General features: G+C 44.6%; 23 protein-coding genes. 20 read left to right on the plus strand and 3 right to left on the minus strand.

Annotated elements, in window-relative coordinates:
- Nucleotides 1-16 precede the first annotated feature (16 nt).
- Both flgM and flgA read right to left on the minus strand, forming a co-directional pair.
- On the minus strand, nucleotides 17-346 hold the full coding sequence (gene flgM / locus JN178_RS04865) for a flagellar biosynthesis anti-sigma factor FlgM (RefSeq protein ID WP_202264103.1): 330 nt from the start codon (nucleotides 344-346) through the stop codon (nucleotides 17-19).
- Nucleotides 347-449: 103 nt separating this feature from the next.
- Nucleotides 450-1,169 carry a flagellar basal body P-ring formation chaperone FlgA gene (gene flgA / locus JN178_RS04870; RefSeq protein ID WP_232369696.1) on the minus strand — a complete coding sequence of 240 codons (720 nt, stop codon included), beginning with the start codon at nucleotides 1,167-1,169 and terminating at the stop codon, nucleotides 450-452.
- Nucleotides 1,170-1,371: 202 nt separating this feature from the next.
- On the opposite strand from flgA, the gene JN178_RS04875 reads away from it, so the two are divergent.
- The 13 genes from JN178_RS04875 (at nucleotide 1,372) to flgL (ending at nucleotide 14,322) form a co-directional block, all read left to right on the plus strand.
- Nucleotides 1,372-2,301 carry a chemotaxis protein CheV gene (locus tag JN178_RS04875; protein WP_202264105.1) on the plus strand — a complete coding sequence of 310 codons (930 nt, stop codon included), beginning with the start codon at nucleotides 1,372-1,374 and terminating at the stop codon, nucleotides 2,299-2,301.
- Between the two features lie 15 nt (nucleotides 2,302-2,316).
- Complete coding sequence (locus JN178_RS04880) at nucleotides 2,317-3,147, plus strand: CheR family methyltransferase (RefSeq protein ID WP_159623584.1); 831 nt, start codon at nucleotides 2,317-2,319, stop codon at nucleotides 3,145-3,147.
- A gap of 280 nt (nucleotides 3,148-3,427) precedes the next feature.
- Nucleotides 3,428-3,862: a flagellar basal body rod protein FlgB gene (gene flgB, locus JN178_RS04885; protein WP_159623582.1), complete on the plus strand. Its 435-nt coding sequence runs from the start codon at nucleotides 3,428-3,430 to the stop codon at nucleotides 3,860-3,862.
- Between the two features lie 2 nt (nucleotides 3,863-3,864).
- Nucleotides 3,865-4,287: a flagellar basal body rod protein FlgC gene (gene flgC / locus JN178_RS04890; RefSeq protein ID WP_159623580.1), complete on the plus strand. Its 423-nt coding sequence runs from the start codon at nucleotides 3,865-3,867 to the stop codon at nucleotides 4,285-4,287.
- 31 nt (nucleotides 4,288-4,318) lie between these two features.
- Nucleotides 4,319-5,005 (plus strand): flagellar hook assembly protein FlgD, encoded by a 687-nt coding sequence (locus JN178_RS04895; protein ID WP_159623578.1) that lies wholly within the window; start codon nucleotides 4,319-4,321, stop codon nucleotides 5,003-5,005.
- A 14-nt stretch (nucleotides 5,006-5,019) separates the two neighbouring features.
- Nucleotides 5,020-6,405, plus strand: coding sequence for a flagellar hook protein FlgE (gene flgE, locus JN178_RS04900; RefSeq protein WP_202264106.1), 1,386 nt, complete (start codon nucleotides 5,020-5,022; stop codon nucleotides 6,403-6,405).
- Nucleotides 6,406-6,618: 213 nt separating this feature from the next.
- Nucleotides 6,619-7,362: a flagellar basal-body rod protein FlgF gene (gene flgF / locus JN178_RS04905; RefSeq protein WP_159623574.1), complete on the plus strand. Its 744-nt coding sequence runs from the start codon at nucleotides 6,619-6,621 to the stop codon at nucleotides 7,360-7,362.
- A gap of 46 nt (nucleotides 7,363-7,408) precedes the next feature.
- Nucleotides 7,409-8,197: a flagellar basal-body rod protein FlgG gene (gene flgG, locus JN178_RS04910; RefSeq protein WP_159623572.1), complete on the plus strand. Its 789-nt coding sequence runs from the start codon at nucleotides 7,409-7,411 to the stop codon at nucleotides 8,195-8,197.
- Nucleotides 8,198-8,209: 12 nt separating this feature from the next.
- Nucleotides 8,210-8,890 (plus strand): flagellar basal body L-ring protein FlgH, encoded by a 681-nt coding sequence (flgH, locus tag JN178_RS04915; RefSeq protein WP_159623570.1) that lies wholly within the window; start codon nucleotides 8,210-8,212, stop codon nucleotides 8,888-8,890.
- Between the two features lie 16 nt (nucleotides 8,891-8,906).
- A complete protein-coding gene (locus tag JN178_RS04920) occupies nucleotides 8,907-10,025 on the plus strand; it encodes a flagellar basal body P-ring protein FlgI (RefSeq protein WP_202264108.1) in 1,119 nt (372 codons plus the stop codon).
- A gap of 11 nt (nucleotides 10,026-10,036) precedes the next feature.
- Nucleotides 10,037-10,987, plus strand: coding sequence for a flagellar assembly peptidoglycan hydrolase FlgJ (flgJ, locus tag JN178_RS04925; RefSeq protein WP_202264110.1), 951 nt, complete (start codon nucleotides 10,037-10,039; stop codon nucleotides 10,985-10,987).
- A 16-nt stretch (nucleotides 10,988-11,003) separates the two neighbouring features.
- Nucleotides 11,004-13,091, plus strand: coding sequence for a flagellar hook-associated protein FlgK (gene flgK / locus JN178_RS04930; protein ID WP_202264112.1), 2,088 nt, complete (start codon nucleotides 11,004-11,006; stop codon nucleotides 13,089-13,091).
- Nucleotides 13,092-13,098: 7 nt separating this feature from the next.
- Entirely contained in the window at nucleotides 13,099-14,322 is a 1,224-nt protein-coding gene (gene flgL, locus JN178_RS04935) for a flagellar hook-associated protein FlgL (protein ID WP_202264114.1), read from the plus strand.
- Nucleotides 14,323-14,324: 2 nt separating this feature from the next.
- Here the strand turns inward: flgL and JN178_RS04940 are convergent, their stop codons facing one another.
- Nucleotides 14,325-15,302: a hypothetical protein gene (locus tag JN178_RS04940; RefSeq protein ID WP_202264116.1), complete on the minus strand. Its 978-nt coding sequence runs from the start codon at nucleotides 15,300-15,302 to the stop codon at nucleotides 14,325-14,327.
- Between the two features lie 238 nt (nucleotides 15,303-15,540).
- On the opposite strand from JN178_RS04940, the gene JN178_RS04945 reads away from it, so the two are divergent.
- From JN178_RS04945 to JN178_RS04975, 7 genes are all read left to right on the plus strand, one after another.
- Nucleotides 15,541-16,386: a flagellin N-terminal helical domain-containing protein gene (locus tag JN178_RS04945; protein ID WP_202264117.1), complete on the plus strand. Its 846-nt coding sequence runs from the start codon at nucleotides 15,541-15,543 to the stop codon at nucleotides 16,384-16,386.
- A 705-nt stretch (nucleotides 16,387-17,091) separates the two neighbouring features.
- On the plus strand, nucleotides 17,092-17,937 hold the full coding sequence (locus JN178_RS04950; protein WP_159623561.1) for a flagellin N-terminal helical domain-containing protein: 846 nt from the start codon (nucleotides 17,092-17,094) through the stop codon (nucleotides 17,935-17,937).
- 773 nt (nucleotides 17,938-18,710) lie between these two features.
- Nucleotides 18,711-19,550 (plus strand): flagellin N-terminal helical domain-containing protein, encoded by an 840-nt coding sequence (locus tag JN178_RS04955; RefSeq protein WP_159623560.1) that lies wholly within the window; start codon nucleotides 18,711-18,713, stop codon nucleotides 19,548-19,550.
- Nucleotides 19,551-19,642: 92 nt separating this feature from the next.
- Nucleotides 19,643-20,143 carry a flagellar protein FlaG gene (locus tag JN178_RS04960; RefSeq protein WP_202264119.1) on the plus strand — a complete coding sequence of 167 codons (501 nt, stop codon included), beginning with the start codon at nucleotides 19,643-19,645 and terminating at the stop codon, nucleotides 20,141-20,143.
- An 11-nt stretch (nucleotides 20,144-20,154) separates the two neighbouring features.
- Complete coding sequence (gene fliD, locus JN178_RS04965) at nucleotides 20,155-21,585, plus strand: flagellar filament capping protein FliD (protein ID WP_202264121.1); 1,431 nt, start codon at nucleotides 20,155-20,157, stop codon at nucleotides 21,583-21,585.
- Between the two features lie 22 nt (nucleotides 21,586-21,607).
- Entirely contained in the window at nucleotides 21,608-22,036 is a 429-nt protein-coding gene (fliS, locus tag JN178_RS04970) for a flagellar export chaperone FliS (protein WP_159623557.1), read from the plus strand.
- Nucleotides 22,033-22,347: a hypothetical protein gene (locus tag JN178_RS04975; protein WP_202264123.1), complete on the plus strand. Its 315-nt coding sequence runs from the start codon at nucleotides 22,033-22,035 to the stop codon at nucleotides 22,345-22,347. Before fliS ends, JN178_RS04975 begins: the two co-directional genes overlap by 4 nt.
- Nucleotides 22,348-22,349: the final 2 nt, after the last annotated feature.

Raw genomic sequence — 22,349 nt, forward strand, 5'->3', positions numbered from 1 at the left:
CCAACGGGCATGCGTTTTACTTTGAGCTGAAGATTTCTGACTCAAGTTTTGCAATTTTGTTAGCCAGTACTTCTGGATTAACGCGGTACTCACCACTTTGAATTGCTTTTTTAAGACGGTCCACTTTTTCCTGATTCACAGGCGCTTCAGACCCTTTCTTTTGAACTTGATTTAACTGCTGCGCCGACTGTGTCAACGAAACAGAATCTTGACGTGGCGCAGGCGCTGTCGATGCAGTCTGAGCCGATGCCTGTTGTTGGGCTTGCTGCGTTTGATTTTGCTGCGCAACCTTGCCATTATCAACGGGAGTTTTAGGTAACCCATTGTTTATATTGTTAATTGCCATAATTAATCCTCACTACCTTTTTGCCTCTGTTATCTGTATCGGCCTAGCGCGTATTTTCTTTAGCCTTTTTACTAACAAAAGCGGTAGATTTTCATTGCCTCAATCACAAGTGTATCACGACTTCTTCTGAACTGGCGACTCTTGCAATAACAGGCTTTTGGCTGGTGGCGTTAATCACTTTAATGTTATCACCTACAACACCGTCTTGTTGGGCAATTCCAGCTGTTTTTACTTCCATACCAGCCACCTGTGCGGTTATGGTAATCCTATCACCTTTACATACAAAGCATAGCATATTGCTTTGCAGTGCCTGACCATCAGTTACCCGCCGTTTTACGCGAGCGCCAACAAGCGCATCAATATCGGTGAAAGCGGTGAATCTAAGTTTTCGAATATCCACTTTAGCAAGTGATAGGTTTGAAGCGGTCAAAACCGTTCCTGGACTTACCGCGCCTTGAGTTACCACAATTTCCGTAGTGCGCGTAACTTGACCACTTGTGAATAAATACCAATCATTATCGCCACAACTCACACGAACAGATATGTACGACTGGGCGAGCGCTTCAGGAGAAGCATGATATTGGAAGCCAGTCGGGCAATTGGGAATGTTTATTCTATCGTCTATCTTCACAATTGACACATCAGTGCTAGTATCTTGAGAGTTATCAGCAAGTTGTGACAATAAATATTGTTTCGCGCCTTCTTCGACTTTTTCGTGCATACTTTGCGAAGCATCACTCGAAATGGGGATAAGTCCCATCGCAACAAGTGTGACGAACGAATAAATGGTTCTGCTTAGGCTAGCGTACGTATTTTTCATCATGACTTTTCGTGTTCAGTTGTTGAGTTATTGACTATGCTTAAGTAACTCAATGCAGATAACAAAGTTGCAGTAACGTGCATTTTGGTCGATAACCAGAAGCAAGCGTCATTTTTCTGTCGTTTGACCTGCAAAAATTTAGTGATATTGTCTATCTTAAACATAGTAGGCAATGATCATGCCCAGTATTACTTAGAGGTGACCTATGTCGGGGATTTTAGATTCAGTTAACCAGCGCACCCAGCTCGTTGGACAGAATCGTTTAGAGCTGTTGCTGTTTAGACTGAACGGACGTCAGCGTTTTGGGATTAACGTGTTTAAAGTGCGTGAAGTACTTCAATGTCCACCTCTAACCGCAATGCCGAAGTTGAACCCGCTAGTACGCGGCGTTGCACATATCCGTGGGCAAACTATTTCAGTAATAGACCTGAGCATGGCTACCGGTGGTAAGCGTATTGAGGATTTGAAAAATTCCTTTATTGTTATCGCTGAATACAACCGCTCCGTTCAGGGATTTTTGGTGGGTGCTGTAGAGCGCATTATCAATACAAACTGGGATGCTATTATGCCGCCGCCTCAAGGTACAGGGCGCGCCAGCTACTTGACCGCGGTTACAGAAGTAGAAAATGAACTAATCGAAATCCTCGATGTTGAAAAGATTTTAAATGAAATTTCACCGCTCAATGCTGAAGTTAGCACTGAGGTTGCAGAGGGCTTAACCACCCAAGGCCAAGAGAACAAGATCATCTTTATTGCAGATGATTCTGCCGTGGCGCGCAATCAGGTCAAAAAGGCGCTAACAAGCCTCGGGCTTGAAATAGAGCTTGCCAAAAACGGGTTAGAAGCGCTCAATCGTCTAAAGGCTATTGCCGAAGAATATGGTGATGTAACAAATCGAGTAGGTGTATTGGTATCGGATATTGAAATGCCGGAAATGGACGGCTACACCCTTACTGCCGAAATCAAAAATACACCAGAGCTTCAGAAGCTTCATGTCGTTTTACATACCTCATTAAGTGGTGTGTTCAACCAAGCCATGGTGCAGAAAGTTGGGGCTGATGACTTTATCGCTAAATTCCACCCAGATGAGTTGGCTACAGCGGTCCAAAAATGGTTAATGACTGAATGCGAGTAACGGAGCAACACTGCATTGGCTAATAAAGATGTTTCGCCAGAAAGTTACCTTAAATTTAGAGACTTTCTCGAAAAGCAGTGCGGTATTGTATTAGGTGACAATAAACAGTACTTAGTACGAAGCCGCCTTGCCTCTTTGCTTTACAAGCATAAGTACGAATCTGCGGATGAACTCATCGATGTTGTTGTGCGCGGATTTGATCGCACACTTCTGCAAGGTGTGATCGATGCAATGACCACAAACGAAACGTTGTGGTTTCGAGATAATTACCCGTTCGATCTTCTCATCAAGGATTTATTGCCAAAACTCGCATCTAAGAATCAGAAGATCAGGATCTGGAGTGCGGCATGCTCTTCCGGCCAAGAGCCATATTCTATTGCCATGTCAGTACTTGAGTTCCAGCGTCAGCGGCCGGGCGCTCTGCGTGCTGGCGTTGAAATAGTGGCGACTGATCTTTCTTCTGAAATGCTTAAGAAGTGCGAGCAAGGTATCTATGACGAACTTTCACTTGCTCGTGGTCTTTCTGCGCAGCGCCGTGACACTTTTTTTGAGCAACACGAAACAGGCCTGATGCAAGTGAAGCCTGAAGTTCGGCGAATGGTTTCATTTCGAAGTCTTAATTTGTTGTCAAGTTATGCAGGTCTTGGCCGCTTCGACATCGTTTTTTGCCGCAACGTCCTTATTTATTTTTCACCTCAAGTTAAACAGCGAATACTGCAACAAATTGCCGGACAGCTGCAAAGTGATGGCGTACTGTTCCTTGGCGCTTCTGAATCTATAAGCGCAGCGAGTGATATCTATAGCATGGTTAAGTGTCACCCTGGGCTCTACTATCAAAAAAAATAAATATTAATATGGGTTTGATTAATAAGTGTTTTTCTTCTAATTAAACCCGTTTTCTTACTTTTCTTTCCCCGTCAAAAACACATTTTGGCATCTGCTTTGCTAAATAATCTTCAAGAAAGCCTAACCGCAATCAAAAATAAGTATCGATGACGTGTGTTGAACTTCCACATACATCACATGCTTAGAAGAGACTTTTTCATATCTCATCTTGTGGGCAAATAAACGCCAAGCCAAAAGATGAACACAGAGAAAGCAATACGAGTAAGTCAGAGGTCGATTTATGGCAATTAATTTAGACAAATTAGTAGGGTTTCACGAATCCGCGCTCAAGATACGCACAGAGCGTATGGAAGTGATTGCGGGCAACCTTGCCAACGCCAATACACCTGGCTACAAAGCCAGAGATATCGATTTTAACAAAGCTATGCAGTCTGCAATGAAAGAAAGTTCGGGCGGCGTCTCTTCTCACTCTTCAGGTGGTCTCGTTAGGACAAATTCTCGCCACATAGGCGGCAATTCAACGTCAGTAGCGGCAAATTTTGACATGAAATACCGAATTCCGACTCAACCTGATACGGGAGACGGGAACTCTGTTGAAGTACAAGCCGAAAGAAATCGATTTTTAGATAATGGGTTGCGCTATCAAGCAAGTCTTGAATTTTTGAATGGAAAAATTAAAGGCATGAAGAAAGCGTTAAGCTCTGGAGGTCAATAGTCATGAGTCTTTTTAATGTAATGACAATATCGAGCACAGGTATGGAAGCGGAAAATGTGCGCTTAAATACCACTGCAAGTAATATCGCTAATGCGAATTCGGTGAGCAGTAGTTACAACGAGACCTACCGAGCAAGACACCCTGTGTTTGCAACAGCGCTTCAAGATGCCATGCGTGATCAGTCAAAAGGTACTGGCGTGCAGGTAAGAGGTATTGTAGAGAGCGATGCGCCACTGCAAGTGGAATATGCACCAAATAACCCAATGGCAGACGAGAATGGCTACATCTACAAGCCGAACGTCAACATTGTGGAAGAAATGGCTAATATGATGTCGGCATCAAAAGCTTACGAGACAAATGTGCAAGTTGCAGATACAACCAAACGAATTTTCCGCCGCGTGCTTCAACTCGGTCAAGGGCAATAATCTGCCGCTTGGTTAATGTGAGGATAAACCAGTGAATACCATAAACAATACCGGCTTAAATACAGATTTGTATTGGCAAGAAGAGACGGTGAAGATTGCCGACGGGACTGAGCAGCAGCTATCGCAAGAAGATTTCTTTGCCATGCTGACTGAACAGCTTGCCAATCAGGATCCGACCGCACCGGTTGATAATGACCAAATGGTTGCTCAGATGACATCTTTTACCATGGCTGATGGCATTTCACAGCTAAATGAAAAGTTTGAGTCGTTCGCTGCTTCCATGACGTCAAACCAAGCGCTTCAAGCCTCTAGTCTTATTGGTCAAAACGTATTGGTGCAAGGCAACGTGGGCTATATGGCAAATCAAGGTGACGGTATTTCAGGGGTAGTTGTGAACGAGAAGACAGTTCAGAACATGAAAATTACCATTGAAAACCAATACGGCGAAGTAATTAAAACAATTGATGCTGGCACCCAAACTGCTGGCAATATCGAATTTGAATGGGATGGCAAAGACAAGCATGGCAATGATGTCACCCCAGGCGAGTATGTAATCAATGCTACCGGTGAGTTGAACGGTGAAGGTGTTCAGTTGAACACAGCCGTAAACCGCCATGTGGGAAGTGTCAGCTTGGCCGGTAGTGGTCAAGGCGTAATTTTGAATTTGGATGGTGATGTCAGTATCAATCTTGATGACGTCATTCAAATCGGCAGTTAGTAGGAGAATCAATAATGTCTTTTAATATTGCACTGAGTGGCGTATCTGCCGCACAAAAAGATTTGGATGTAACCGCCAACAACATCGCAAACGTAAATACGGTTGGCTTTAAGGAATCTCGTGCAGAGTTTGGTGACGTATATGCGGCATCACTGTTAGCGGGTGGTAAAACCAAAGTGGGTGATGGTGTTTTAACACAAGAAGTTGCACAGCAGTTTTCACAAGGTAGTTTGCAATTTACCAATACTTCACTGGATTTGGCGATTACCGGCAATGGCTTTTTTGCCACTGTACCTGAAATAACCTCTCGCGATTTTTCTTTCACTCGAGCGGGCCAATTCAAGCTAGATAGTGATAACTTTGTCGTTAACAGTAATGGTGACAACCTGTTAGGTTTTCCAGTGAATGCTGATGGCACGAGTGCATCGGTTGCATTAAGTACCACCGAGCCCGTACGAATTCCTGACTCTTCGGGTTCGCCGCAGCAAACTTCTGAAGTCGATATTAGAATGAACCTACCGGCGGGTGATTCAGCACTTGATCCGGCAGATTTTAACCCAGAAGACCCCTTAACCTACAACGCGGCCACGTCAGTGACAGTGTACGATTCATTAGGTGATAGCCACGTAATGACATACTACTTTATTAAAGACGGCACCGCGGGTGTAGATAACGAATGGTATGTTGCAACGGCCGTTGACGATACCTTGGTTGACATGACCGACTCTGCTGGCGCGGACACTGACCCTGCTACAGCAGTGAATGTTGTGGGATCAAATACGGGTAATGCAGTGACTGCTTCAAAGCTCATCTTCTCGCAAGGTGGTGACTTTGTTGGGATGGAAACGCCAGATGGTACTGCAACACTAGACTTCAAGATGCAAACAGAGGCACTTGGTGCCACTATTTTGGCGAACGGTTCAGATCCATCGCAACAAATTAGCATTGATTTTAACCTTGATGTTAATGGTGCAACACCGAATGAACCTACTCAGTTCGCGTCTGCATTCGAAGTAACGTCACTTGAGCAAGATGGTTTGCCAGTGGGCCGTTTGACGGGTATTGATATTGGTCCAGATGGCCTTGTGCGAGCAACTTTCTCAAACGGTACGTCTGAACCTATCGTGCGTGTAGCCTTAGTACGCTTCTCTAACGAGCAGGGCCTTACTCAGGAAAGCAGCACCCAGTGGAAAGAGAGTATTTTGTCTGGAGAGGCACTAGCAGGTGAAGCTACCACGGGTACCTTTGGTGAAATTAATTCATCAGCGCTAGAGCAAGCGAACGTAAACTTGACCACTGAGCTAATCGACATGATCATCGCTCAGCGTAACTTCCAGGCAAACTCTCGAGCGCTTGAAGTAAACAATTCGCTTAACCAGACTATCCTGAATATTCGATAGGCGGATAGGGCGGCAGAAAAGCGGCAATAACTAAGCGCTTTTCGTCGGCAAAGTTCATATTAATTCACGAGGTCGCCTCTGCGCGGCCTCTTTATTTTTCTATATATTTCATACCTCTACAACTTCATGTGAGCCTGTTGGCTACAAACTCTACACATTGGCATTGCCTTTGCAAAATCAAGGGTAAGGTTTAATCAGAGTCAAAAGTCAGTCATGGACAAACTTCTCTACATCGCAGCAAGTGGCGCTTCTCAAGATCTTTTAGGTACTGGTGTACGCGCGAACAATTTGGCCAATGCGCAGACTACAGGTTTTCGTGCTCAGTTAGAGCAGGCAAGGTCAATGCCCGCGTACGGTGAAGGTTTGCCAACCCGAGTATTTTCAATGACAGAGAGCCCTTCAAATAATTACGAGTCGGGCCCGATGATTAAGACTGAACGTGACCTTGATGTTGCTATTCAAGGGGACGGGTGGTTTGCCGTTCAAGACCAAAACGGACAAGAAGCATACTCGCGAAATGGTAACTTCAAGTTAGGTGACGACGGAATTTTGACAGATGTTCAAGGACGCCCTGTATTAGGCGACAACGGTCCAATTTTTCTTCCAGTGCCGTTGGACAACTTGAATATTGCGTCTGATGGCACACTGTCTATGCGACAACTCGGCGCACCCGCTAACGTTATTGAAGAGGTGGGTAGACTGAAACTTGTCAGCCCTAATTACGCTGATATGGAACGTGGTCGAGACGGTCTTTTTCGAATGGAAGACGGTTCAATTGCAGATCCCAATGCTAACGTGAAAGTGATGTCGGGCATGCTAGAAGGGTCGAACGTGAATGCCGTAGAAGAGATGGTCGACATGATCAGTCTTCAGCGCCATTACGAGCTTCAAGTGAAAGTAATGAAGCAAGCGGAAGAATTAGATACTCGCGGCAACATGCTGCTACGAATTCTGTAAACGTATTTTTAGATTTGTTGCTTGAAAGGCAACGTCGGAGGTTAACATGCATCCAGCACTGTGGATTAGTAAAACCGGACTTGATGCCGCACAAACTGATGTTGCTGTGGTATCTAACAACTTGGCAAACGCATCAACGGTTGGCTTTAAAAAAGACCGTGCGGTGTTTGAAGACCTGTTATATCAAAATATCAATCAGCCAGGTGGCCGTTCGTCAGCAGATACTGAGCTGCCTTCGGGACTAATGCTAGGTTCAGGTTCGAAAGTGGTTTCTACGCAAAAAGCACATACGCAAGGGAATCTACTAACAACCGAAAATGCGTTAGATTTATCTATACAAGGCCGTGGCTATTTCGAAATACTTCAGCCAGATGGCACATTGGCGTACAGCCGTAATGGGCAATTTAGCCTAAACGACCAAGGACAAATTGTTACCTCTGGTGCAGGTTACTTGCTACAACCTCAGGTCACAATCCCACCTGATGCGCAGCAAATCACGATTTCACAAGACGGTCAGATCAGCGTAAGTATTCGAGGACAGGCAGAGCCTCAGCTACTTGGACAGTTGAATGTAACCGACTTCGTCAATCCAACTGGTTTGCAACCAACCGGGCAAAATCTATATGTAGAAACGGCATCAAGTGGTGCGCCTATACAAGGCATCCCAGGTTTGCAGGGGCTTGGCATGATCTCTCAAGGTACGCTGGAAACGTCGAATGTAAACGTGACGGAAGAATTGGTAAACCTTATTGAAAGCCAACGTCTTTATGAGATGAACTCGAAAGTTATTTCCTCTGTTGATCAGATGCTTGGTCAAGTTATTCAACAGCTGTAGGAGTAGATTGAGATGCGTTGCGCCATTTTCATTATGCTTTGCTCACTGCTTAGCGCCTGTCAGAGTACTACTGATGAGCGCGTTCAGGCTAATGACCCATTTTATGCGCCTGTCGTGCCGAATTATCCGGAAGAAACCGTTATTGAAGACGGCTCCTTGTTTAGACCTCATCTGGCTAACAGCTTGTATTCGGATGTTACCGCACGTCAAGTAGGTGACATTATTACCGTGGTACTAAGCGAGAATACGGCGGCAACGAAATCGGCTAACACGACCACATCGCGTGAAACAACAGCAGACCTGCAACCGATTACGGGTTTAGCGGGCAACGCCATTAACATAGGCAATCAGTCTATTCAATTTGGTCTTGATTCGTCGAATGACTTTTCGGGTGATGCTGCGGCCAATCAGACAAATAGCCTTCAAGGCGCTATCTCGGTGACAGTTGTCGATGTACTCCCCAACAAAAACTTAGTTGTGCGCGGTGAGAAATGGATGACCCTTAACCACGGAGACGAATATATCCGTCTTACAGGTGTGATTCGTCCATTAGATATCAACCCTGACAATCAAATAGAGTCTACCAAAATTGCCAATGCGCGCATTCAATACAGCGGCACTGGTACCTTTGCAAGAGCACAAGAAAAGGGCTGGTTGGCAAAGTTCTTCGATTCATCTTGGTGGCCACTTTAACGTGGAGAGTGTAGTTATGCGTTATTTTTCGTTTTTCGCGATAGCACTGTGCATGTGTGTAGGCTGCATTCATAGCGCTAATGCACAGCGTATTAAAGACGTTGCATCCATTCAGGGTGTTCGTTCAAATCAGTTAATTGGTTACGGTTTGGTTGTCGGCTTGCCAGGCACTGGCGAACAGAACCCTTTTACTGAGCAAAGTTTTAGAACCATGTTGGCTAATTTTGGTATACGGATGGATGCCAACACGCGACCTAATACGCGAAATGTTGCCGCGGTGGCGGTACATGCCAATTTGCCCGCTTTCAGCAAACCCGGTCAAACCATTGATGTAACTGTATCCTCAGTTGGTGAAGCGAAAAGCCTGCAAGGTGGCTCGTTGTTACAAACTTTCCTGCGCGGTGTTGATGGCAAAGTGTATGCCGTGGCACAGGGGAGTTTGGTTGTAAGCGGTTTCGGTGCAGAAGGCGGTGATGGTTCTCGAATCGTTGTAAATACGCCAACGGTTGGGCGCATTCCCAATGGAGCCATGGTAGAGCAAAGCGTGCCAAGTGGCTTTGCCAATGGGGATTATTTGACGCTTAATCTTCACTATCCTGATTTTTCCACTGCTAAAGCGCTAGCTGACACCATCAATGAAAGATTGGGTGCGCAGCCTGAGAATGGTTATGTTATTGCAAAGCCCATTGATGCCGCTTCAGTAAGAGTAACTGCACCTAGAGACGCAGGCCAACGTGTTGGCTTTTTAGCAACACTTGAAAACTTTGACTTCACGCCAGCAGATGCGCCTGCGCGTGTGGTTATCAATAGTCGAACTGGCACTATTGTCATTGGAAGCGACGTTCGTCTGTTGCCCGCAGCCATTACGCACGGTGGGCTTACCGTCACAATTTCCGAAAATCAGCAGGTTTCGCAGCCTAATGCCTTCGGTGAAGGACAAACCGCGATTACTACACAGTCGATTGTAGATGTTGATTTGGCTGACAGTCGCATGTTCAAGTTTGAACCGGGCGTCACATTGGATCAGCTTGTTCGCGCCGTCAATGAAGTCGGAGCGGCACCTGGTGATTTGATGGCAATTCTTGAAGCTTTGCGTCAGGCCGGTGCCCTACGCGGCGAACTGATCATTATTTAGGAAGCTGTATAATGGAAGCGCTCAGTACTAAAAATCAATTGGACATGGCTCGCAATGTTCACGATTTAGGTAGCATTAACAAAATGCGTGAAGCAATAGCGTCTGGCGATGAGAAAGTATTGCAAGAAGCCGCTGAGCAATTCGAAGCTATATTTGTGCAGATGATGTTGAAGTCTATGCGTAAAGCACAAGACGCACTCGCTGATGAAAATAGTCCGTTTAATTCTCAACAAGTAAAATTCTATCGCGACATGCATGACCAGCAGCTTGCTGCTGACTTGACGGCTAATGGTGGGTTAGGGCTTGCTGACGTGATTGTTAAGCAGTTAGGGCAAACCGAAGATAGTTATACGCCATCGAGCGTTATTCGTAGCGATGGTAATTTGTCATCGCTAAATCGCGAACGTGCACAGTACATTGAGCAAGCGCAAGATCTCGCCCTAAATTCGCGCTCTATTCGTACTCAGTCTGCGCGTAAAGATGCGATGTTTGAAAGCCCAGAGCAGTTTGTTGAAAGCTTAATGCCAGTGGCGCAGAAAGTGGCTGATAAGTATGGAATGGATCCCAAAGCAATTATTTCGCAGGCTGCTGTTGAAACAGGGTGGGGAAAATTTGTTATCCATACCGCTGACGGGAAAAGTTCTCACAACTTGTTTGGCATAAAAGCAAACGCCCAATGGCAAGGTGAGCAAGCGGTTGTAGATACCCTTGAGTTTAATAACGGCATCGCTCAAAAACAAAAAGCGGCATTTCGTTCTTACGGCTCTGTAGAAGAGGCGATGGAAGATTATGGGCGCTTCATTACATCGCAGCCTCGTTATAATCGAGCGGTAGAGCAGGCCTCTGATGCGCGCCAGTACACGCAAGCACTACAAGATGCGGGTTACGCTACCGATCCAGAATACGCGAACAAGATAATGGCCGTTTATCACAGCGACCGACTCAGTGCGCTAATGCCATAGGGATGGAGAGATCAAAATGAATTCGGTTGATTTATTTTCTATAGCGACAAGTGGTGTTAATGCCAGTAGCAAGCTGCTTCAGACCACCAGTAATAACATTGCCAATGTGAATACGCCGGGGTATGTTCGCGAGCGCACAGAGATTAAAAACAGCGGTGTGTTTGGTGTAGAAATTGGTAATACTGAACGTATCATCAATGTCTTTGCCCAAAATCAGCTGCGAAGAGACATTACGTCTGTGGGAGAGTTGGAATCTTTTTCTCAAAAGACAACCGCCATAGACAACTTGCTTGCCAGTGAGGCCAATTCTATATCAAAAGGGCTGACTGAATACTTTTCGGCGTTACAAACTGCAGCTGACGACCCTACCAATCTCGCCTCCAGAGAGCAGGTGCTGGGTAAGTCTGAGTCGTTGTACAACCGAATGAAGACGCTTTCTGATTACATGATAGAGAAGGAAGAAGAACTCAACTTAGAATTTACTTCTTTGATCAATCGTGCCAATACCTTGATTGGAAATATCGGCGATCTTAACCGAAACATTGTCATCGCAAATGGCAACAACACCAGCGACCAGCCTAGTGCACTGCTTAATGAACGAGACAAAGCGATTGATGAACTTGCCTCAATCATGGGCATTTCAGTAAAAGAAAGTCAAAGCCAAAATGGTGCCGTAACCATTAACCTGACATCAGGAGAGTCACTTGTACTCGAAAACGGTGCGTTTAATTTGTTCGAGCTAAATAGCAACGCTGACCTAAACTTTAAGCAGCTAAAGCTAGAAACTGATTTTGGTTCAAATACCAAAGCCGATGCGTCGGTGCGCATCGTTGAAAGTGACTTGGGTGGAAGCATGGGCGGATTGTTCCGCTACCGTGACGAAGTGCTAGGCCCAGCAATGCGTGATGTGGGGCAGTTGTCAGTAGCCTTCGCCGATGCGATGAATACCCAAAATAAGCTCGGGATGGACCTGGATGGCCAGTTAGGTGGAGACATTTTCACTATTCCTACATTCCCAGGTTTAGCATACGAGGGCACTACAGGTGACTATGTTGTAACGGCGCAAATTACAGAAGGTCAAGGCGCTGAACTGACTGACGCAGACTATCGCATAGAGGTAACAAACGTTGCAGCAGGTGTGCCGAGTGAAATTGAAATTACTTTGCTTAATTCAGACGGAACGCCAAAAAAAGATGCATCGGGCAATGATATTGTTTATTCAAATTTTGCGGTAACCACAGGGTTCAATGAACTTCCAGGTGGTATTGAAGTCGACTTCTCAGGGACGTCGACGTATGCCATAGGCAATGAATTTTTAATTCAGCCTACTAAGACGGTTGCATCAAGCATAACGCTTGCAACAAACCGTCCTGAAGACTTAGCCTTTGCAAACCCAGTTCGCGCTGGCGCCGACGATACGAACCTAGGCAGTGCAAACGTCATTGATGTTACCGTGACAAATACCATTGTGGGCGCGGGCACCGACCGTTCTGCGTTTGATGGTGCGGGTGGCATCGACACTGCGGCACCAGCGCAAATCGTGTTTACCGCTGCGAATACCTATGATGTACTCGATGGCACGGGGGCGACAATTGCGACGGTAACAGGGGCCACTGATCTGAATAACTTGATTGAGCAAGCGAAAAATAGTGGTACTTGGCCAGCGGGTTTTGCCGGTCTGACTGATTACCCTGGGTATGATCTAAGCCTCGACGGCTTGCCGCGTGCTGGGGATAGTTTTTCTATTGGCTATAATACCGACGGTTTTAACGATAACAGCAATGCATTAAGTTTAGCTGCACTGCAAAATGCCAACAACGTACAAGTAAGTAGCGAGTCAACAAATACGCCTCGTACCTTTCAAGATGCCTATGCGTCTATGGTGGGCCGTGTCGGTGAAGATACAGCGATGGCGAATGTATCACTGGCGTCAGCTGAGGCAATGAAAGTTCAGTCTCAAAACTGGTTTGAGTCAGTATCGGGCGTGAGTCTAGATGAAGAAGCTGCGAATCTCATAAAGTATCAGCAAAGTTATGCTGCCGCCGCTCGTATTTTGTCTACGGCACAAGATTTATTTAATACCATTTTGCAATCTGCAAGGTAGGTGAGTAATGCGTATTTCAACAAACCAACTTTATGATCAGAACATGCGTTCTATTATGAATAACCAAGGCGATCTTGCAAAAACGCAAGAGCAGCTCGCCACGGGAAAGCGCATTATTACCCCAAGTGATGATCCTGTCGGCGCGGCGAAAGTACTTCGCCTTACTGAAGAAATCGATGAATTGAGCCAATTTCAACGAAACAACGATTTGGTTACTGGCTCGCTAGAACAGCAAGAAGCGGTATTAACAAATATTACTGACTCAATTAACCGGGCAAGAACCCTTGTCGTACAGGCGGGTAATGGCATTCTTTCAGACCCTGACAAACGTGCCATTGGTGCTGAACTTGAACAAATTAAGTTAGAAGTGTTCAATTTGATGAATACGCAAGATGCAGATGGTAACTATTTATACGCGGGCTATCAGTCAGGCAACCAAGCGTTTGATTACAACCCAGCTGCAACTGGCAATGCGATTACTTTTGCAGGCGACCCCGGGGTAAGCTTCATTCAATTGTCGAACAGCTCAAAAATTCAATCGACCAGCAATGGCTATGAAGTGTTTGAAAATGTACTCTCGCGGTTTAAATTTTCGGTAACTGGCAGCACTGTGGCTGATTTAGAAAGCGCAACAGTAAAACAGCAAGGTACGTTTGATACGTTTTTCGACAAAAACTATGACCCGGTTACCGCAGCTAACAACGACTATCAAATTACGTTTTTAGCGTCAGGGCAGGCACAACTGGTAAATCAAGGCACTGGTGCAGTAATTGACACTGTTGACTACCAGTCTGGATCACCATTTAGTATCAAAGGTATGGAGTTTTCTGCATCGGCGACTACTGGCGATACCATAGACTTTTCTCTCAATGCGCCAGAAAAGAAAAGTGTGGCGCAATCACTTCATGAGATCCAAGTTATTTTAATGGACTCAACTATTAACAATAGCGCGCTGCAAGAGTCTATCGCCGATGCGCTTGTGGGCCTTGATAATGGGCTTGAGAAGATCTCACTAGAACGGGCATCTATCGGTAGTCGGCTTAATATTGCCGAAAGTACTTACGAAAGTAATTTAGATATGGAAATCGCAGCCAAAGCGGCACGTTCTTCGATTCAGGATATTGACTACGCCGAGGCTTCTACGGAATTTGCGAAGCAAGAAACGGCATTGAGTGCTGCATTGGCCACTTTTCCCCAAGTGACCAATTTGTCTCTATTCAATTACATATAAACCTACGAATACAGCGTGTTTACGCCAGTTATTTTAATCATGTAAACACGTGCTTCCTTGTCGATATGGCAAGAGTAGTAAGAGCAATACAAGGTATCGCCTTCAAGCACAAGTCCAGGGTAACTAGTGTCACCCGCACTGGGTAAGGTCAAAAGTTCACAAAGCGTTTTGGTATCAGCGTTAAAATGCCAAAGGCGAGTGGAAAACTTGCGAGCCTGCCAGTCAATATGTCGCCCGGCAACTAAAAAGTTTCCATCCTTAAGTGCCACAGCGGCCGGGCCACCAATATAGATCCCTAAATCATACCACTGCCAATTCACATAAGGTGCCACCGCTGTGCCAAATTGTGCACTAAATGTGTCTGCATCGCGCCTCAAAAAAACCGACGCAGTACCAGCGTCGTCAATGAGAAAAGCACTTTCGTTAGGGTATCCTTTTCCCTGTTTTTTCTTACCAAATAAATTGGGTCTATAGGCTTGCATTGAGCGTGTTGGATCGCCTTTAAAAAGAGAAATAAATTCAGAAGGGCGATTGTAAGCGAAGCCATAGGCTTCGTCTTTGTACCAAGTGTGATTCCACAACCACCATCGACTCTCACCAAACTCATTTCTACTCGACCACGACTCTCCCGTGGTACTGAAAAAGCTCACCATTTTGGTAAACATGGTTCCATCTTCTAAAAATGTTTTGGCATAGGCAGTAAGAATTAACCTTCGCCCGTCAAATGAAAACTTCGGGTCACGCAAATCATACTTTGGCAGCGATAACCTAGTGTGTCGAATAACGTTGAACGTCGTTATATCAAGAGTAAGTATTCGGATCCTTCCGTCAGGGCTGACATGATCTTGCGCTTCTCGATAACAGCAAAATAACGTTTTATGAGAATCGTCAAAAGGATTGTCGTGCAAATCGGTAAATGCTGCGTGTTTTGCTGGCTTAGAAATGCGTACAGGTTTTTCGAACTGAATTTTGTCAAACATCGAAATCTCCTTTAAAAATCTGACCCTTAACCAAGAAATATCTATTTCTTTACGGCAATACCTTACCGCTTTTCGGCAATTTTCGTAATTTTTTCTAAAGGGAAGTTAAATCTTGTCGATATAGATTCTGAGAGAGCCAGTTCATCAATTACCCCTCAGGTGTTGGTGACTACTAAAACAAAACGTCGGTATGTCCGACTGCCAGCACCAGCTGGACTGAGAGTGTAGGAGAGACTTTATGTCTATGTTCGTCAATACCAATGTATCCTCATTGAACGCCCAGCGTCAGCTTTTTGATGTGAGCAATTCTTTGAGCACGTCTTTCGAACGTCTATCTTCAGGCTTCCGTATCAACAGCGCTGCTGATGATGCTGCAGGTCTACAGATTACCGATCGTATGACTTCACAAGTGCAAGGCCTTAACCAAGCGGTTCGTAACGCAAACGATGCGATCTCACTGTCGCAAACTGCAGAAGGTGCACTACAAGAAACTACAACAGCACTACAGCGTATCCGTACGTTGGCTATCCAGTCGCAAAACGGTATCAACAGCTCTGCTGACCGTGTAGCGCTTCAAAAAGAAGTGTCTGCGTTGCGTACTGAAATTTCACGTATCTCTACAACTACCCAGTTTGCTGGTGTAAATGTATTGTCGGGTGACTTTTCAGCTAAATTCCTAGTGGGTGCCAATGCGGGTCAAACTATTTCTGTTAACTTGTCTTCTGGTACGCTTACGCGCGCTGGTGTAAGTGGCTTCAGTGCAACAGGCTTAGGTGTGACAAGTGCAGACGTTCTAAGCGAAAGCAATGCATCAAGCATGCTGACCGCGGTTGACAGTGCTATTTCTGCTATCGGTGGTCTACGTGCAGACCTTGGTGCACTTCAGAATCGCTTCCAGTCAACTATTCGTAACTTGAGCAACATATCAGAAAACGTATCTGCAGCCCGCTCTCAGATCAAAGATACTGATTTTGCAACAGAAACGGCTAACTTGACGCGTAATCAGATTATCCAGCAGGCAAGTACAACTGTATTGTCTCAGGCTAATCAGCGTCCACAGGCTGCGTTACAGCTTCTTGGATAAGCGCGTTAGGGAGGGTGGAGCCAGGAGGTAGTGCTCTGATCCACGAGATAACTTAAAAGCTGACACTGATGAAGTGTCAGCTTTTTTTGACTTTTTTCTAACAACCACACCGGTTTCTGCCATTCAACTCTTCCTCAGTGCCTTGTAACTATATGAAATTTAATTACTTTATTCTTACTTCGAAAGGCGCGTCAAAAAACATAAAAAAACGCTAAAGGAAATTCCCTGATGTGACGATAACTATTACAAAGGGGAGGTAAAGATGTTTTTTATCTTCTGGTGCAAACAATAATAAATCTAATGCACGTAAAGTAACAAAACTTTGCACCTTAATTTGAATTTAGGTGTTTATTAAAGTTAGGAAAAACAGTGCTTTAAAGGTGTAAAAATTAATTTCAAATATTATTAAAGGAAATTTATTTTTATGTCGATAAATAAGAAGGTTTGCTGAAGTTGGGTGGAGCTGCTGACCGGCGAGAATGAAGCCAGGAGGTAGTGAGAGGTTTGAGGTTCTGGAACAACAAACCCACCAGCCAGCAAAGAGAAGTAAATTCTCTTTTTAGCAAGTTTCATCGGTAGTGTGCCGATAAAACGTCAGATTTACTCTGACACTGGTAAATAAAGCACAGGCTATGCCAAATATTTAAAACCAATGCGCAAATAATAAAAATAATAGCGCACACTTAAAACTGTTAGGAGAGACCCATGAGTCTATTTGTAAATACCAACGTGTCTTCATTGAATGCACAACGTCAATTATTCACTACTGGCAACAATCTAAGCACTGCGTTTGAGCGCCTTTCATCAGGCTTCAGAATTAACAGTGCAGCGGACGATGCTGCTGGTCTACAAATTACCGACCGTATGACATCTCAGGTTCAGGGGTTGAACCAAGCTGTGCGTAACGCGAACGACGGCATTTCACTAGCGCAAACCGCGGAAGGTGCAATGCAAGAAACGACGACAGCACTTCAACGTATTCGTACGTTGGCCATCCAGTCTCAAAACGGTATTAACAGCTCTGCTGACCGTGTCGCACTGCAAAAAGAAGTTTCTGCACTGCGTACTGAGATTTCACGAATTTCAACGACCACACAGTTCGCAGGTGTAAACGTACTGTCTGGTGATTTTTCAGCAAGATTCCTTGTTGGTGCGAACGCAGGTCAAACCATCTCTGTTAATTTGTCTACCAATGCATTGACGCGTGCAGGTGTAAACGGATTTAGTGCTACAGGTTTGGGCATTACCACCGACAACGTGTTAACCGAAGGTTCTGCGTCAAGCCTATTGACTGCAGTTGACTCAGCGATATCGGCTATTGGTGGCTTGCGAGCTGACCTTGGTGCATTACAAAACCGTTTTCAGTCAACAATTCGTAACCTGAGCAATATCTCTGAGAATGTATCTGCGGCAAGATCACGAATTAAAGATGCAGACTTTGCCACTGAAACGGCAGAATTAAGCCGTAACCAGATTCTTCAGCAAGCAAGTACAACTATTCTTGCCCAGGCGAATCAGCGTCCTCAGGCAGCATTGTCACTACTAGGTTAATTACGTAGGCGTTAATTTGGGAAGGAGTTGAGAGGCCATCCCCCACAAAGGTTGCGGCCATAGGGCCGCCCCTTTGAAGAAAGCGCCGACTAACAGGACTGAGAGTGTAGAAGTGTTGGTTGAGAGGCCAGTTTATCCTACTTAAACCCTGCCAGCCGACAGAAACTGAATTTGCTCAATCTCCTAACGTGAGCAAATTGGCCGAGATAAATTGTCTCGGCCTTTTTTTATTCTTACCGAAACATCCCGTCAATTTCAAACACAAGCTGAGCAACACTGTGTGTTCAAATATTACTTAGCATGTTTAGTGCCAACTTTGATATCTTTGAAAGTTATCTCTGAGCGCGCGGGATACAAGAACATTGCGATTCATTCATCAACTCGTCGACCTTCTTCACGTAGCATTCTAATTCTCGTTTTCAACGCCTAAACGGGACACATCTGATAATAGTCTGTTTTACGCAAAAGCGTTTTGGGCGTTGGGTTTTTCGCATGCTTTTTTTCAAACTTGATGCACAAATTCCATTATCTCATCAAAAAAATTAAAATAATTAATTGTTTTAAATCAATTGTTTATGTTGTTTTTGTGATTATTTTTTAAAAAAATAGAAAAAAAAGCTAAAGAACCTAAAGGGTTGGCCGATACCTATTGTTGAGGGGTAATTTACTTTACTTTTACGAGAGGAGTTAGCAGGGAGTAGTGACCCAGCTAATTTGAACTGGAAGGGTTTGATGATACCACAACGGCCATCGAATCCCTAGGAGGTAATCTAATGTCTTTATTTGTAAATACTAATGTGTCTTCGATTAATGCACAGCGTCAGCTTTTTGACGTTAATGATCGTCTAAACACATCTTTTGAAAGACTTTCATCGGGATTCCGTATTAACAGTGCTGCAGATGATGCCGCTGGTCTTCAAATCTCAGATCGTCTTACATCACAGGTGCAAGGTCTTAATCAAGCTGTGCGTAACGCCAATGACGCTATTTCATTAGCACAAACGGCTGAAGGTGCACTAAGCGAAGTAACAACTAGCTTACAGCGTATCCGTACTCTAGCTGTTCAATCACAAAATGGTATCAACAGCTCTGCAGACCGTCTGGCGCTTCAAAAAGAAGTGTCTGCGCTTCGTACTGAAATTTCGCGTATCGCAACGGATACGCAGTTTGGTAACGTTAACTTACTTGATGGTAACTTCTCTGCGAAGTTCCTAGTTGGTGCGAACGAAGGTCAAACAATCTCTGTTAATTTGTCGTCTACAAACTTAGGCTCAATTAGCGGATTTAGCGCAACTGGTCTTGGTATTACAAGCAACGATGTTTCAACTGCAACTGGCGCTTCGTCATTGCTTTCTGATATCGACGGTGCAATCTCGGGTATTGGTGCGGTTCGTGCTGATTTGGGTGCGCTTCAAAACCGTTTCCAATCAACTATTCGTAATCTAAGTAATATTAGTGAGAATTTGTCTTCAGCGCGTTCACAAATCAGAGATACTGACTTTGCAACAGAAACCGCTGAACTGACTAGAAACCAGATTATTCAGCAGGCATCTGTTTCAGTTCTCAGCCAGGCAAACCAGCGTCCGCAAACTGCGTTGTCGTTGCTTGGATAAGCTATACTATATTAGTTACCTTAATTGAGATGTAACGGGTGTTTGCTTTTTGAGCAAGTACCCGTTTTGTCGTTTCAGTAAGGAGGTATTAGGTGGAAATTCAAAATACCCAAAATGGCCAAGCTTTTGCATCGGTTACATCAGTAGCGCCAAATAACGCTGTTGCGCCGGTTCGCGTTGAGACAGAAGGATCACCAGAGGTAGACTCTTCTCGCGAACAATCACTGTCTCAACAAAAGCAAAGTGCAAATGTAGCAGTTGAGCGGAACACAGCTAATTCGGCGGTCGACAGTAAAAATTTATCTCAAGCTTCTAATCGACAAGCCGATATAGAAGATAGTGAGAGAAATGGCGCCCAGCTTGAGGAAGCTGTCGCTAAAGTTGAATCATTCTTGAAAGTTCAGAATCGTGATTTAGCGTTTACCATAGATGAAAATACAAATCGCTCTGTGGTAACGGTAAAAGATTCATCATCTGGTGATGTGATACGGCAAATTCCTTCCGAGGAAGTACTAAAACTTGCCGAGCGTATCCAAGAATTACAACAGGATGTTGGGAACAGCGTGGGAGTGTTTATCAACAATCAGGTTTAATGAGGTAATGTATGACAATTCAGTCTCTAGGTGTAGGATCGGGCTTGGCCCTTGATGATCTTGTGCAGCAGCTTTTGAATGCAGAAAGGCAGCCTAAAGAGGCGCGTCTTAATGCAAAAGAAGAGCGAAACGAGGCTGAAATTTCTGGCCTCGGTCAAATTAAATCTAAATTGTCTGACTTTAAAGATGCTGTTGACGAATTAAGAAGTGACAACGGCATTAATGGTCGTGAACCGACCATTACCAATCCTTCCGAAGACAACGATGTATTATCTGCAGAGGCATCTAACTCCGCTTTAAGGGGGAGTTACGAGATAGTCGTCGAGCAATTGGCGTCTGGTAGCCGTATAACAACAGATGACGGTGCATTTACTTCAAGCAGCGATTCGGTGCTTTCATCCGGCACGGGCTCACTCACCTTTGATGTGGGCGGTAGTGAGAGCTTTACTATTAATGTGTCGGCTGGCATGACGCTAACCCAGCTTCGAGAAGCGATTAATAACGCTGATGATAATTTTGGTGTTACTGCCAATATTATTGATACCGGAACTGCTGCGGGACCTCGCTTAGTGTTTTCTTCAAGTGAAACTGGCGACGGCAACGATCTTGTTATTACCAATGACACAGGAGCTGCAGAGTTAGATAGATTATCTACCACTGGCGGTACGGCAAACATCAGTGCAGCGAATATCGAAGGAGCCAAAAATGCTATCGCGTATGTCGATGGTATAGAGGTGCAAAGTAGCTCAAATGAATTTGAGAACACCATTCAAAACGTGTCATTTGAAGTCAATGAAGTGTCTCCGAAAGATTCTGTGGGCGACTTTCTTGCTACGAAACTCAATATTGGTTACGACAAAGACGGTTTAGATAAAAAGATTCGTGATTTTGTCGATAACTACAATTCATTAATAGACGAAATACAGACGTTAACGCGTTACGGTGAATCAGAGCTTGAAGAAGATGGTGCGCTAGCGGGTGACTCTTTATTGCGAGGTATCCAAACCGGCTTAGCATCAATCATTGGTGACAATGTTAGCGCGTCCGCGCTAGGGGGCTTATTTCAAGTTGGTATTGAATTTGATAGTGACGGTAAACTTGAGATCGGAACAACTGACTTTGGTTTGGGCTCGGGTGAAGACCGTTTAGAAGACGCGCTAGAAGATAACTTCGATGAAATCGCCAAGTTGTTTACTGATGATGACGAAGGTATCGCCACAAGATTATACGAATTTTCGAAAGAGTACACATCGTACAGTGGTTTGATTAGTCTTCGAGAGCGCTCTGCAAAAGATACTCGTGATGAGATCTTTGACGAACGTGAAACATTGGAATTACGCATGTTAAGTTACGAAGACATTCTTCGTGACAAGTATTTGAATCTTGACCAAACCGTTGCTCAGTTAAACCAAACTGGCTCTGCGTTATTAGCGTCGCTGTAGATAGAAAAGAGTTGGAGATATTATGTCACTTAAGGGTATTAACGCGTATCGCAAAGGAAATCTTAAACAAGATGTTGCCAATGCTGATCCGCATAAACTGACATTAATGTTGTTGCAAGGTGGGCTTGATCGTATCGCGTACGCGAAAGGCGCAATGGAACGTAAAGACTTTGTCGAGAAAGCTAACTACATTTCTAAAGCAAGCGCCATTATTATGCACCTGAGAGATACGCTTGATCTTGAAGCGGGTGGTGAGGTTGCAGAAAACATGTTTGCGTTATACAACTACATGGTAGAACGATTGAGCGAAGCGCATATAAACAACAACTTGAATATTTTAGATGAAGTGTCTAGCCTGTTAACACCCATTCGAGACGCGTGGGTACAAATTCCTGAAGAAGCAAAACAGGAAGCGTACGAAGCCCAGCGTCAAAAACGACAAGCTGTTTGAAAAACTCAATTTTAAACCACGAATACACACCACTTTTCCTTCAAGCAGTCAACGCAGAGTTGTCTGCTTGTCTGTCCTCCGATATTGAAGCGTTTTCTACGGAACGTTTCAGATACTTATCCCAAATTCGTCATAAAGTTGTCGTTCGCGCGCTATCGCGTCTTGAGGGAGACGCAAAAAAAGCTTTTTCTAGAAATGAAATTGCGATAAATCAAAAGCTTGAGGAGCTGGCGCAAGGCTTGCTAGAAAATGCAAAAGATGAAGCGGTCAAGTTTTCTAGAGGCCGCGCAGCCGTAAAGAAATATAAATAGCT

Source organism: Alteromonas sp. KC3 (genome assembly GCF_016756315.1).
Classification (GTDB): domain Bacteria; phylum Pseudomonadota; class Gammaproteobacteria; order Enterobacterales; family Alteromonadaceae; genus Alteromonas.

Coding starts and splice junctions, on each gene's coding strand:
- flgM (WP_202264103.1), bottom strand. CDS start 346: ATGGCAATTAACAATATAAACAATGGGTTACCTAAAACTCCCGTTGAT.
- flgA (WP_232369696.1), bottom strand. CDS start 1,169: ATGATGAAAAATACGTACGCTAGCCTAAGCAGAACCATTTATTCGTTC.
- JN178_RS04875 (WP_202264105.1), top strand. CDS start 1,372: ATGTCGGGGATTTTAGATTCAGTTAACCAGCGCACCCAGCTCGTTGGA.
- flgB (WP_159623582.1), top strand. CDS start 3,428: ATGGCAATTAATTTAGACAAATTAGTAGGGTTTCACGAATCCGCGCTC.
- flgC (WP_159623580.1), top strand. CDS start 3,865: ATGAGTCTTTTTAATGTAATGACAATATCGAGCACAGGTATGGAAGCG.
- flgE (WP_202264106.1), top strand. CDS start 5,020: ATGTCTTTTAATATTGCACTGAGTGGCGTATCTGCCGCACAAAAAGAT.
- flgF (WP_159623574.1), top strand. CDS start 6,619: ATGGACAAACTTCTCTACATCGCAGCAAGTGGCGCTTCTCAAGATCTT.
- flgG (WP_159623572.1), top strand. CDS start 7,409: ATGCATCCAGCACTGTGGATTAGTAAAACCGGACTTGATGCCGCACAA.
- flgH (WP_159623570.1), top strand. CDS start 8,210: ATGCGTTGCGCCATTTTCATTATGCTTTGCTCACTGCTTAGCGCCTGT.
- JN178_RS04920 (WP_202264108.1), top strand. CDS start 8,907: ATGCGTTATTTTTCGTTTTTCGCGATAGCACTGTGCATGTGTGTAGGC.
- flgJ (WP_202264110.1), top strand. CDS start 10,037: ATGGAAGCGCTCAGTACTAAAAATCAATTGGACATGGCTCGCAATGTT.
- flgK (WP_202264112.1), top strand. CDS start 11,004: ATGAATTCGGTTGATTTATTTTCTATAGCGACAAGTGGTGTTAATGCC.
- flgL (WP_202264114.1), top strand. CDS start 13,099: ATGCGTATTTCAACAAACCAACTTTATGATCAGAACATGCGTTCTATT.
- JN178_RS04940 (WP_202264116.1), bottom strand. CDS start 15,302: ATGTTTGACAAAATTCAGTTCGAAAAACCTGTACGCATTTCTAAGCCA.
- JN178_RS04945 (WP_202264117.1), top strand. CDS start 15,541: ATGTCTATGTTCGTCAATACCAATGTATCCTCATTGAACGCCCAGCGT.
- JN178_RS04950 (WP_159623561.1), top strand. CDS start 17,092: ATGAGTCTATTTGTAAATACCAACGTGTCTTCATTGAATGCACAACGT.
- JN178_RS04955 (WP_159623560.1), top strand. CDS start 18,711: ATGTCTTTATTTGTAAATACTAATGTGTCTTCGATTAATGCACAGCGT.
- fliD (WP_202264121.1), top strand. CDS start 20,155: ATGACAATTCAGTCTCTAGGTGTAGGATCGGGCTTGGCCCTTGATGAT.
- fliS (WP_159623557.1), top strand. CDS start 21,608: ATGTCACTTAAGGGTATTAACGCGTATCGCAAAGGAAATCTTAAACAA.